At 63.1% G+C, this 252-nt stretch carries 1 pseudogene; it reads left to right on the top strand.

The features are described from left to right. Positions 1-252 (top strand): annotated as a pseudogene (locus AC0IYH_RS32885) (xylose isomerase); the annotation flags it as partial.

A 252-nucleotide genomic window follows, 5' to 3' on the forward strand; every position in this document is an offset into this window, starting at 1 on the left:
GCCGTTTCCTGACGCTGGTCGTGGAGCACAAGCACAAGATCGGCTTCACCGGCACGATCCTGATCGAGCCGAAGCCGCACGAGCCGACCAAGCACCAGTACGACTTCGACACCGCGACGGTGTACGGCTTCCTCAAGCGCTATGGGCTGGAGAAAGAGGTCCGCGTCAATATCGAGGCGAACCACGCGACGCTGGCGGGCCACACGTTCGAGCATGAGATCGCGACCGCCTCCGCGCTCGGCATCTTCGGAT

The sequence above is a fragment of the Pseudomonas sp. AC463 genome, from assembly GCF_979253585.1.